Source organism: Flavobacterium sp. GW823-FHT06G12 (assembly GCF_058794775.1).
Genome location: NZ_JBXAHE010000001.1, coordinates 107,344 through 120,330, shown reverse-complemented (window position 1 = coordinate 120,330; position 12,987 = coordinate 107,344). Strand labels below are relative to the sequence as shown.

Annotated in this window: 5 protein-coding genes; 1 reads left to right on the top strand and 4 read right to left on the bottom strand. The window is 36.0% G+C overall.

Translation table 11 applies throughout. The features are described from left to right. The first annotated feature begins 12 nt into the window (after window positions 1-12). Window positions 13-3,327, top strand: coding sequence for a DUF5107 domain-containing protein (locus tag AC1Q5Z_RS00405; RefSeq protein WP_343586201.1), 3,315 nt, complete (start codon window positions 13-15; stop codon window positions 3,325-3,327). A 165-nt stretch (window positions 3,328-3,492) separates the two neighbouring features. Here AC1Q5Z_RS00405 and AC1Q5Z_RS00400 read toward each other — a convergent pair whose 3' ends face one another. From AC1Q5Z_RS00400 to AC1Q5Z_RS00385, 4 genes are all read right to left on the bottom strand, one after another. Beyond that, the gene (locus AC1Q5Z_RS00400; protein WP_492443287.1) at window positions 3,493-5,760 is read right to left on the bottom strand and encodes a GH92 family glycosyl hydrolase; all 2,268 of its coding nucleotides are present in this window, start codon (window positions 5,758-5,760) and stop codon (window positions 3,493-3,495) included. Between the two features lie 73 nt (window positions 5,761-5,833). Next, window positions 5,834-8,167 (bottom strand): glycoside hydrolase family 95 protein, encoded by a 2,334-nt coding sequence (locus AC1Q5Z_RS00395; RefSeq protein ID WP_488754159.1) that lies wholly within the window; start codon window positions 8,165-8,167, stop codon window positions 5,834-5,836. A gap of 127 nt (window positions 8,168-8,294) precedes the next feature. After that, window positions 8,295-11,240: a discoidin domain-containing protein gene (locus AC1Q5Z_RS00390; RefSeq protein ID WP_492443285.1), complete on the bottom strand. Its 2,946-nt coding sequence runs from the start codon at window positions 11,238-11,240 to the stop codon at window positions 8,295-8,297. 190 nt (window positions 11,241-11,430) lie between these two features. Then, complete coding sequence (locus AC1Q5Z_RS00385) at window positions 11,431-12,963, bottom strand: RagB/SusD family nutrient uptake outer membrane protein (RefSeq protein WP_198856749.1); 1,533 nt, start codon at window positions 12,961-12,963, stop codon at window positions 11,431-11,433. Between the last annotated feature and the right edge of the window lie 24 nt (window positions 12,964-12,987).

Here is a 12,987-nt window from a genome sequence, read left to right as displayed (position 1 = left end):
TTTCATTACATCATGCAAAAAGTAAATGTTTGGAAGGAAAAAATAATCCTGCCAACTTATGAGGTGGGCAAACCTGAAAAAAATCCTGTATTTATTGAGAAAAGAGTGTATCAGGGAAGTAACGGATCAGTATATCCTTATCCGGTTATTGAAAAAATCGCGGACGAAAAAACAGATAAAGAATATCAGGCCGTATATCTTGAAAATGAATTCATTAAAATAATGATTCTGCCTGAACTTGGCGGAAGAGTTCATATGGCTTATGACAAAACTAAAAACCGTCATTTTGTATATTACAATCAGGTTGTAAAACCTGCATTGGTAGGACTTACAGGTCCGTGGATTTCTGGCGGAATCGAATTTAACTGGCCACAGCATCACAGACCAACTACATTTGATCCTGTAGATTTTACGATTGAAGAACATGATGACGGAAGCGCAACAGTTTGGTGCAGTGAAGTTGAGCGTATGTTTAGAACCAAAGGTATGGCTGGTTTCAGACTATATCCTGATAAAGCATATTTAGAAATTAAAGCACAATTATACAACAGAACTTCATTTCCGCAGACTTTTTTATGGTGGGCAAATCCTGCTGTAAAAGTAAACGACGATTATCAATCGGTTTTTCCGCCTGATGTAAATGCTGTTTTTGATCACGGAAAACGTGATGTTTCCTCTTTCCCAATTGCAAAAGGAACGTATTATAAAGTCGATTATTCGCCTGGAACAGATATTTCACGTTATAAAAACATTCCGGTTCCGACTTCTTATATGGCGATTGCTTCAAAATATAATTTTGTTGGCGGATACGAAAATGATTCAAAAGGTGGCTTATTGCACGTTGCCAATCATCATGTTTCTCCAGGAAAAAAACAATGGACTTGGGGACATGGCGATTTTGGACGTGCTTGGGACAGAAATCTTACTGATGAAGATGGTCCGTATATCGAATTGATGTGTGGTGTTTATACGGATAATCAGCCTGATTTTACTTGGATTATGCCAGGCGAGCAAAAAGATTTCACACAGTATTTTATGCCATATCGTGATTTGGGAGTAGTAAAAAATGCAACCAAAAATGCGATGGTTAACTTAGAAAACATCGGCGATCAATTAGTTATTAAAGCATACACAACTGGAGTTTATCCAAAAACGACGGTGACTTTAAAAAATAATGGCTCAGTTTTATTCCAAAAACAATATGATGCATCGCCATACAATTCATTTGAAGAAACAATTAATTTCAATACCTCATCAGGTTTAGAAGGATTGTCAATTACTGTAACAGATGCTGATGATAAAGTTTTAGTAGATTGGAATTACGAAGCTCAAAACGAAGATGAGATTCCAGAAGCTGCAAAACCTGCTCTTGCACCTGAAGATATTGAAAACAACGAGCAATTATTCCTGACAGCACAGCATTTAGAGCAATATAGACACGCTACTTATAGTCCGATTCCGTATTACGAAGAAGCGCTTAAACGTGATTCTGGTGATGTTCGTGCTAATAATGCAATGGGATTATGGCTGATGCGTCGAGCAAAATTTGCAGAAAGCGAGCCGTATTTCAGAGCTGCTATTAAAACGCTTACACAACGAAATCCAAATCCGTACGATGGAGAAGCGTATTTCAATTTAGGATTGTCACTTAAATATCAGAATAAAAACGAAGAAGCATACGATGCTTTTTACAAATCGACTTGGAATGCAGCTTGGCAGAATCAGGGTTATTTTTATGTAGCGCAGCTTGATGCTTTAAAAGGTGATTTCGATTCAGCTTTAACTCACATTCAAAAAGCGATTTCTAAAAATACAGAAGATCATAAAGCATTGCATTTGCAGGTGGCTTTTCTTAGAAAATTAAACCAAAAAGAGAAAGCGATTCAGCTTGCTAATGCTTATTTAGAGAATGATTCTTTCAATTTTGGATTACTATTCGAAAAGTATCTTCTAAGTAATGATAAACAGGATTTAACGTATTTAAATGCACTCATTCGAAACAATATTCATACGTATATCGAATATGCTTTAGATTACAATGCAGCAGGTTTATATCAAGAAGCTTCTGCTTTATTAAGTGAAGGATTGAAAGACGAAAATACCTATCCGATGGCTTGGTATTTTGCGGGTTCGTTTTATGAAAAGCTGAATGATTTTAATCAAGCCGAAAAATGTTTCAAGATGGCTTCTCAAGCAAAACCTGATTATTGTTTCCCAAATCAGATTGAAGCTGCTTTGGTGCTTTCAGAAGTTATCGAGAAACAGACTAACGATGCAAAAGCGCTGTATTATCTAGGAAACTTTTGGTATGCATCGAAATTTTATGCTGATGCGATTTCTTGTTGGGAAAAATCGGTTTCAATTGATGATAGTTTTCCAACTGTACACCGTAATCTTTCATTGGCTTATTACAACAAATTGAACGATGAGCAAAAAGCACTAGCAAGTCTGGAAAAAGCATTTTCACTTGATTTGGAAGATGCAAGAATTCTAATGGAATTGGATCAGTTATACAAACGTTTAAATAGAGATTTGGTTTTTAGGTTGGCCTTCTTAGAAAAACATTTAGAATTGGTTATTCAAAGAGATGACGTGTATTTAGAAAGAGTTGCTTTGTATAATCTTTTAGGGAAACACGATAAAGCACTTACGTTACTGCAAAACCGAATGTTCCATCCTTGGGAAGGCGGTGAAGGAAAAGTAAGCGGACAATATTTGATTTCTTTAACTGAAATTGCGAAACAGGAAATTGCGCAAGGAAACTATGATAAAGCCATAACGCTTTTGGAACAAGCACAAATTTATCCTGATAATTTAGGTGAAGGAAAATTACCTGGAGCACAGGAAAATGATATCCATTACTGGCTTGGTGTTGCTTATGAAAAGAAAAGCGATCTACAACAAGCTAATAATTGGTGGGAAAAAGCAACGCAAGGTTTAGAAGAACCAACAGCAGCTATTTTTTATAATGACCAACAGCCTGACAAAATTTTCTATCAGGGCTTGGCTTATCTGAAATTAAATGATTTTGCTGAAGCGAATAAACGTTTTGAAAAGCTCGTAGCTTACGCAAAAAAACACGTAAACGATCATGTTACGATTGATTATTTTGCGGTATCACTTCCAGATCTTATGATTTGGGAAGATGATCTGGACAAACGAAACAAAATTCACTGCTTGTATATGCAAGGATTAGGTCTTTTAGGTCTTGATAAAAAAGCTGAAGCAGAACAAACTTTTAATAGTGTTCTAGCAGAAGAAAAAAGCCATTCAGGAGTTACAATACACCTTTCGTTATTAAAAAATGAGGAATCGGTTTCAGTTTAAGTTAGTATTTTAAGTAGTAGACCTGACAGGCTTTTAAAACCTGTCGGGTCTTGTTTTTAGTACTCCTGCGAGGTTTTAAACCCCTTGTAGGTTTGCTCTTCTTTTCGATTACAACTTATATACCTACAAGGTTTTGAAAACCTTGCAGGAAATTTGAAATAAAAATTAATTAATCGGTTTATCGTCTTTTTTAACTCCCCAATTTTTATTTGGTTTTGATCCCATGACAAACTCTAAAACACCTCCATTATCAATATCCGATTGATGAATAAAAGTCTTCGTGTAAGTCTTTCCATTTAGTTTTGCGCTCTGAATGTAAACGTTTTGATCTGATACATTTTTGGCAGTTACTTTAAACGTTTTTCCGCCTTGCAATTCAATTATTGCTTCTTTCAAAATTGGAGAGCCAATAACATACATTCTGTTTGCTGGATTTACAGGATAAAATCCCATGGCACTAAAAATATACCAAGCCGAAAGTTCACCGCAATCGTCATTTCCAGAATAACCTGATGAAGTAGTATTGTACATCTTTTTCATGATTTCAGCAGTATATTTTTGTGTTTTCCACGGTTGACCTGCATAGTTGTACAAATACGCAATATGATGGCTCGGTTCGTTTCCGTGCGCATATTGCCCAATAAAACCTGAAGCATTATCATTTACTTCTTCTGGTTTATCTTCTAAAGTAAAAAATGTATCTAGTTTTTTAGTGAACAATTGATCATTTCCAACTAAGCCAATTAAGCCTTTTACATCCTGAGGAACATACCAAAAGTATTGCCATCCATTTCCTTCTGTAAACGGATAACCGCCATTAGCGCCATATTTTAAAGGATCAAATGGCCCAATCCAATTTCCTTTATCATCTTTAGCTCTAAAAAAACCAATTTCTTTATCGTATAGATTTCTATAAAACTGAGAACGTTTTGTAAAATGATTATAATCTTCTATTTTAACTAATTTCTTTGCTAATTCAGCCACACACCAATCATCGTAAGCCATTTCTAAAGTAAGTGAAACCGATTGTGATTTTAAGTTTTCTGGAATATATCCAAACTTTTCCCAGATACCAAACGGAGATCCAGGGTGTTCGCGCATTGCTGAGTTCTTAATAGCCTCGTAAGCCAAATTGGAGTCAATTCCTGATAAATTCTTCATTACTGCATCTGCAATTACCGGAATAGCATGATTTCCAATCATACAATAATTTTCCTGTCCCCATAGTTGCCAAATTGGTAAATAGCCAAAAACTTTATAATACGCCAGCATGCTGTTTACGAAATCGGCTGAACGTTCTGGCTGAATTAATGTGTATAACGGATGCGCTGCACGATACGTGTCCCACAAAGAAAAGGTAGAATAATAAGGTTTTGAAGCATTTTTAACCGTAAAATCTGCCGAAGGATAATCTCCATTTACATCCGACAAAGTATTTGGCTGAATATAAGTGTGATACAAAGCAGTGTAGAAAATCTGTTTTTGCTCGTCTGTGCCATCAATTTTTATTTTACCGAGTTCTTTTTCCCAAACGGCATCTGCCTCTTTTACCTTTTTTTCAAAATCCCAAGCAGGAATTTCAGACTCTACATTCAATCGTGCATTTTCTATACTTGTTGCAGAGATTCCCACTTTTACCAAAACTTCCTGCTGTCTGGAAACATCAAAATCTAATATGGCTCTTATAGCATTTCCGTTTACTATTCTAGCATTATCATAACTATTACCGCCGTCTTTAACATGATTACGAATTATAGGCTGTGAAAACTCTGCATGAAAATATACTTTTCGCATAGGCGCCCAACCTGTAATAATGCGATATCCTTCAACTGTATGATTATTTGGAAATGATAATTGGGAGGCAATAATTCGCGTGTTCCAATCTGATTTTTTCATCGAATGATCTAAATCGATGATAATATGCGCTTCTTTATTTTTAGGAAAACTGTATTTATGAAAACCCGCTCGTGTAGTTGCCGTTAATTCTGCTTTTATCTGATAATCTAATAATTGAACACTGTAATAACCAGGTTTTGCTGTTTCATTTTTATGAGAGAATTTCGACTGATAGGCATTTTCTCCTTCAGCTTCTTTCACAATTGCACCGCTAAAAGGCATCAGCATTATATCAAATAATTCGGCTACGCCTGTTCCGCTTAAATGAGTGTGGCTAAAGCCTGCAATTGTGGTGTCATTGTAATTATAACCGCAGGCTACACTCCAATCTGGTGTGCTGCGCGTATCTGGACTAAGCTGCACCATTCCAAAAGGAACTGTGGCACCAGGAAAATTATTTCCAGACAAAGGCGATCCATCTGCAGCTCCTGTTCCAATAAACGGATTAACATGTGAAGCAATTCTTTCTGAATTCTGCGCACTTGCTATCACAGAAGCGAATAAACTGCCTATGCTTATTATGTTTTTTAAAATCATGATAAAAATTTTGTTTTAAAAAATTAATCCTGCAAACTCAGAAAAGACCTTGCAGGATTAGGGTTGTTATTAACTACAATTTAGAAGAGGTGGTTTCTTTTAATTCTCCATTCACTTTGATTTTTACTTTTTCAGGTGATGGCGACAGTATTTCGTATTGTATTATTTTACCATTTTTCCATTTCATATTTATGGTAAAATTGCCTTCTGCTTTTAATCCTTTTACTTCGCCTTCTTTTAGCCAAGCGTCTGGCATTGCCGGCAATAATTCGATAAATCCTGCATGGCTTTGTATTAGCATTTCTCCAATTCCTGCTGTAGCTCCAAAATTTCCGTCAATTTGAAAAGGCGGGCCAGCAGAAAGCAGATTCGGATAAACTCCTCCTCCGGCTCCGTAATTGATATTTGTTGCAAGAGTTGGCCTTAAAATAGTTTTCAATAATTTATAAGCTCTGTTTCCGTCTTTTAATCTAGACCAGAAAAGCATTTTATAAGCAATTGACCAACTTGGGCCGTCGTCTCCTCTAACTTCTAAAGTTTTCTTTGCTGCTTCTGCTAAATCTGGAGTACTTTCTGGGGTTATTAAAGAGGCTGGATATAATCCGTACAAATGAGAAACGTGACGATGTTGCGGATCTGGCTCTTTATAAGGTTTCAGCCATTCCTGAATTCTTCCGTCTGGACCAATAACTCCTGAAGGCGGTAATAATTTCAGCCTTTTTTCCAAATCATTTCGCAATTCAGAATCGATTCCGAGTTTTTCAGAAGCTGTAATTACACCATTAAACAATTCACGTACAATTTGATTGTCGATTGTCGGCCCCATGCAAACATGCGCGTCCTGACCATTTGGAAGCAAAAATGAATTTTCTGGCGATACTGATGGCGAAGTTACTAGCCAACCTGTTTCTGGATCTTTTACCAACATGCTGTTGTAAAACTGAGCTGCTCCTTTGATTATCGGATAAATTTCTGCTAGATAATTTTGGTCTTTGGTATACAAATAATGATTCCATAAATTGTTGCAAAGCCAGCCTGATCCTGCTTTTGCAATTCCCCAAGAAGCGCTTTCTCCTGGTTCTGTAAATCCCCAGACGTTCGTGATTACATGCGCCACCCATCCATCAGCATTGTAATAGGCTTTTGCCGTTTTTTCTCCGTAAGGAACCATTCCTTTTACCAAATCTTTTAGCGGAAGATTCAATTCAGATAGATTTCCTGTTTCTAATGCCCAATGATTCATCTGAACATTTACGTCAAGATGATAATCGCCATTCCACGGAGTTTGAACTTGATGCGCCCATAAGCCTTGCAAATTTGGAGGCAGCAATCCGACTCTTGTACTGCTAATGCTTAAATAACGTCCGTATTGGTAAAACAAAACAGGAAGCTCAGTATCTGAATCTGGTTCTTTTAAAAACGCATCTAAACGTTCATTTGTAGGCAATGTTTTTTGAACTGGTTTTCCAAAATTTAAAGCCACGCGATTAAACAGTTTCTGATAATTTTGAATATGTATTTTCTTCTGATCGTCGTATTTTTTCTGCATCGCTACATCCAAAATTTTATCTACAGAAGACTCAAAACTTTTATCTTTAAAATCTGTTCCTGCTGAAATGTACAGAATTACTTCAGTTGCATTTTTTACTTCAATGGTATTATTGGCATAAAAAGCGCTTCCATCTGTAATTTTAGCTTTTACTTTGGCTTTATATTTCATCCCTTTTCCGTCAATTCCATTGTTCAATTGTCCTGTCATTACAAGAGAATTGTCATTTCCGTTTTCGGTTTTAAAATGTTCTGGTCTATTCAACTGAACTGTGAAATTCAATTTTCCTTTTTTGCTTGAAGTCAATTTTACAAAAAGAGCATCATCACCAAAACCTGCAAAATATTCCCGTTTATACGTTACTCCGTCAATCGCAAATTGAGTTGAAGCAAGAGCGGTTCGAATGTTTAGATTTCTGGTGTAATTTACAGGTTGAGATTTGGTTTTATAATCAAATTTTAATGTCATGTCAGCCAAAACCTGATAGCATCCAAATTGTACATTAGCACCGTCACCGCTTCCTGAACCAGGACCTGTACAAACAAAATTTTGATTGATAAGCTGTTCAGCTTCACTGTTTTTATTGGCCAATAATAATTCTCTTATTTGCGGCAAAAAAGTATAGGCTTTATAATTATTTGCATCTTGCGAAGATCCGCTCCAAAGTGTTATATCATTTAGGACTAATTTTTCGGTTTCAATTCCGCCATCAGGCATAATTCCTAAACGCCCGTTTCCTAAAGGCAATGTTTCTTCCCATTGAGAAGCTGGTTTTGTGTACCATAGTTCTAGCTGATTATTTTGCGAATAACCTAGAAATGGCAGTAGTACAAAAAGAAACCGTTTGATTATTTTCATATTCATAGTTTTATTCTTTTGCCACAGATTAAAGAAATTATAATAATTTTTAATCTGCCCTAATTTGTATTAAAAAACTTTAAAAAATTTCTACAAGGTTTTTAGAAACCTTATAGAAATAGAACTTTTATTTATTGTATGGAATCGCTTTTACAACTGGCTTTTCTCCATTTTTTAAAGCTGATTCATCAAATTCTATTATAACTTCTTTGCTTTCTCCTTTTAACAAAGTGAAATAGCTGTCGCTTGCAATTGCGGGTAATATCTGAGTTCCTGATTTATCATTTAAAACCTGCATCTGAATTCCAAAAGCAATTCCTGATGTACTGGAAACTTTTGCTTTTACCACATATTTTCCGTTTTGTTTTACCACTTTCGAAGTTACATTTACGTTTGCTTTTGGCATTTTGTTCAATGCTGTAAAATCTTTCATATTGGTTCCTCTCCAATAAAAATTCTCACTGATTACCTTGTTCTGAGCGTCTTTTAGCTTTAAGCGAATAAAATGCACTGGACTTAAATCTGAAGTATCTGTACTATTTTCTGCTCCAAAAACCTGAAAATCGTATAAAGAATAACCCCATCCAGAACCTCGTTTTATGCCTAACATTCGAACATAACGTCCTTTTACCTCATCAAATGCTATATTTTGAAGTCCTTGTTTTCCATCTTTTATTACACTTGCATCGGTCCAGTTTTTTGCATCTGAACTTATCTGAATTTTATATTCTTTCCCAAAAGCATTTTCCCAATTTAGAGTCACGCGATTGATCACGTATTCGTTTTCAAGATCTACGTAAATCCATTCATTGTCTGTTGAATTACTTGCCCATCTGGTATTAGAATCACCGTCAACAATGTCTTTTACATTTCCTCCATCTGTAGAAGATGCTGTAACATTCTTTTGAAAAGCCAAATCTTTCTGATTCGAGTAAAACGGAATCACAAAGCTTTCTGTTGCTGTATTTGAATAAGAATCTACAACGGCATTCTGTTGGAATTTCGTCACTGCTTTTCCATCTAAATTGTAGACAATAGCTTCTGCCTTTAGATTTTTATAATCGGTTCCTGTGGTATTAATTACTTTTACTGAATTATTCACAGGACTCCACTGAATGTGCATAGGCTCACAAGCCGATTTTACGCCCCAATAGGCCCCCGTTAAATCGTAATAATAATCGTAAGTCTGCCACACCATACTTGGATAAGACGACTGGCTCATCCAGATCATAATTCCCGAAGCGTCTTCCCACATATGGTCTAGCCATCCTTCGTACATGGCTTTGTTAGTTTCAATGTTTAATAATTGGGCTTTTCTTGTGTATTCTTCCAAATTATTAGGTTTTCCATAGCGCTCGTTTATGCTTTTATCATAATTATCCGGAGTTGCATTAAATGCTTTTTGTCCAAAGAAATGCTTGTCCCACATATCGTTTCTTGGCCACCAGTCTTTTTCTGGAATAAATTTCTTGAAGCTTTCTATATTAGGAAAAACGGCTGTTCCAATTTCAGATCTTAAACCCCAGCTTGGTCGGTCGCCTGTTCCTGCATAAGGTTCTGGATATTTTGTAAAATAGAATCTAGGATCTTTATTTCCCCAAAGTCCGCTTCCGCTTAAATTTCCTGTATTGGAGCATGGCTGATAATAACGATCGTTGTTGTCGAATGTTTTAATATTTTCGGCAATCCAACCATTTAATGGAGGTTGTGGAAGACCTTCGTTATTGCCGCACCAAAGTGCAATACTTGCATGGTTTCTAACGCGTTTTATTTTCTCGATTACATTACTGTTGAAAACGTGAATATCTAATGGCAAATTTGGATTGGCATTCAGCCAGAAATCATCCCAAACCATTATACCGTATTTATCGCAGGCTTGATAAAATTCGTCGTCTGTAGTTGATCCTAACCAATTGCGAATGATATTGTAATTCATTTCTTTATGAAGTTTGACTTTCAAGTCGTATTCTTCGCCTCTGCATCTCAGCATGTATTCGCTCATTCCCCAGTTTCCTCCTTTCAAGAAAACACGTTTTCCGTTAATGGAAATATGGAGCACGCCACCTTCTGTATCATAAGTATATTTTTTGATGCCAAAAGTTATTTTCTGGCTATCTGAAACTACATTTCCAATTTTAAACGTAAACTGACAAGTGTATAAATTAGGATCTCCGTAACCGTTTGGCCACCATAATTTCGGATTTTGAATGGAAAGTTCTGGAAACTGTTCTTTTGTTAATTTTACATTTGTAATTCCATCGGCATCAAGACTTATTTTTTTGGAGAAAGTGATATTTCCTGGCATAATAACTCCGGTAAGAACACCTTCCTGATTTTGTGCTGATGAATTTTTAAGATCTACTTTTATTTCAAGATCGGCACGGGCATTTGTTGGCAAACTGGTATGAACCCAAGGATCTGCAATAGTTACTTTATCAGTGTTGCTTAAGAATACGTCATCTGTAATACCTGAATTTAATCCTGGAACATATGGCATCCAGTCCCAGCCAGCGCTAGAAATATAAGTCGGACTTCCGTAATTGTTTAAAGGCTGTTTAGGAATGCTTACCAGAATGTTTAAAACGTTTTTTGCTTTACGATGCACCAATTTTGTAATATCAAATTTTCCTCGCTGCATCATACCGCTTAAAACTGCGATTTTTTTTCCGTTAAGGTAAATTTCTCCTTCGCGATTTATTCCTTCAAAATTAAGCCAGATAATTTCTTTAGTGAAGTTTTCGGGAATCGTAAATTCTGTTCGATACCAGAAACTGCGGTCATATTTTGCTTTGTCGACTTGATAAATATTATCGCCGAAATTTGGATCTTTTTCTAATCCGCTTACTACATAAGAATTAAAGACAGTTCCCGGAACAACTGCTTTTACCCAATCGGCATCTGAATAGTTTGGAGTAAATATTTTAAGACTGTCTTTTCCAATTTCTGCTTGGGGTTTTACTTTCCAAGCAATATCAGAAGAATTTAAGCTTACTCTATTTTGAGCATAAAAATTTAACGATAAGGCGTTTAAAACAAATAAATAGAGATAAAACTGAATAGTATAGAATTTCATTGTTATTTGAATGATTATAAAATTGTAATTTATTAAAATAGGAATGCCATTTTGGGCTCAGTTTCTAACAGAAAAGCTCACTACTGTTACTACACCTATACCCAAAATGGCATTACAAATCAAAACTGTGATATTAACCAAATCACATGACCAAAAAATAAAAAATTACTATTTAAAGTTTTTTTAGATATTAATAACCAGGATTTTGATCCTCTGGACCAATTTCATCATTAAGCTTGATCTCTCCAATCGGAATAGGATAACGGTTGTGAAATTCAGCAATTGTACCGTTTTGTTTAGCCCATTTGTTGCGAGCACCTACTAATTCTACCAATTTTCCTGTACGAATAAGGTCCATTCTTCTCCAACCTTCAAAAGCTAATTCACGCATACGTTCATCCAAAATTTGAACTCTAAATTGCGTTTGAGAAAGTCCACTCCACTTCATTGCATCAGGCAATGTTCCTCCAAAAGCTCTTGTACGAACTTGATTTACATATCCTTCGGCTTCTGTTGTGTTTCCTAATTCATTTAAACATTCTGCGTAGCTAAGTAATACGTCAGAGTATCTGATATATGGTTTGTTTTTTCCTGAATTCCAAAACGATTGTTTTCCATCTACACGAATATCTTCGTATTTTTTAATGTGCGGATCCAACTCATCACCACCAAAACCAGCTGGAAGTGTTGGCACAACTCCTTTATAGGTAAAGTCATAACGAATGCTCGCCGCTTTACGCATATCACCTGCTTCCCATATTCCTCCATCAGTTTTATCTTTATAGCAATATTGAGTAGGAAGAATTAAGTCATAACCACCAAAATAAGCGTACTGATCCATGTTAGCCAAAACTCTTGAGCCTGTCTGCCATTGTATTTGGTTGTTATCTGGCCAGTTATTAGTATACTGCCATTCGTATAAAGATTCTGGAGAGTTAGCATGATCTGGGCTAAAAACATCTGCATAATTAGGCAACAAACTGTATTTTCCAGATTTAATAACTTCTTCAAACCATTGTTTTGCTTTGGCATAATCACGGTATCCTGACGCTTGTGGAGCATATAGATATACTTTCCCTAATAGTGCTTGAGCCACTCCTTTTGCAGGAAATGCAGGATTGCTCTGTGTTGCAGGAAGTTTTTCAACTGCTCTTTCCAAATCGGCAACTATATAAGAATACACCAAAGGTAGAGGCTGACGTTTTAAGCCAAATTCTGCCGATTTTGCTTTATCGTTAATTGGTATTTCTCCCCAATATTGTGTAAGCTCAAACATTAATGTAGCTCTTAAAAAACTAGCTTCCCCCATTAAAAGGTCACGTTTTGCACTATCTTCTTCAGTATTGATTCCTAATGCTCTAATAGATTGTGCCGCTACTTCAATTACTGGCCATCTGTCATTCCATAATTGCCCAATTGCCTGATTCTCCTGGCTTAAAAAACCATTGTACAAATCAAGTCCTGCTTGGTTTGCATCTCCAGTTACCTGCAAAGCTCCTTGTTGCGCTTCGTCTGTACCAAGAGAAGTATAAAGACCAGCACGGTCTTTTTGCATATTTCTCCAATTCGTTATAGCTCCTAATAGAACAGGTTCTATTTTTCCTAAACTGCCATAAGCTTGGGCCGCAGTAAGTGAACTTTTAGGGTCTTCATCCAAAAAATCTGAAGAGCAGGATCCTGATAATATAGCTAGAGCCATAAAGGCTATAATTTTTGCTTTCATAAAAATAATTTTTAAAATTAATTT

Coding starts and splice junctions, on each gene's coding strand:
- AC1Q5Z_RS00405 (WP_343586201.1), top strand. CDS start 13: ATGCAAAAAGTAAATGTTTGGAAGGAAAAAATAATCCTGCCAACTTAT.
- AC1Q5Z_RS00400 (WP_492443287.1), bottom strand. CDS start 5,760: ATGATTTTAAAAAACATAATAAGCATAGGCAGTTTATTCGCTTCTGTG.
- AC1Q5Z_RS00395 (WP_488754159.1), bottom strand. CDS start 8,167: ATGAAAATAATCAAACGGTTTCTTTTTGTACTACTGCCATTTCTAGGT.
- AC1Q5Z_RS00390 (WP_492443285.1), bottom strand. CDS start 11,240: ATGAAATTCTATACTATTCAGTTTTATCTCTATTTATTTGTTTTAAAC.
- AC1Q5Z_RS00385 (WP_198856749.1), bottom strand. CDS start 12,963: ATGAAAGCAAAAATTATAGCCTTTATGGCTCTAGCTATATTATCAGGA.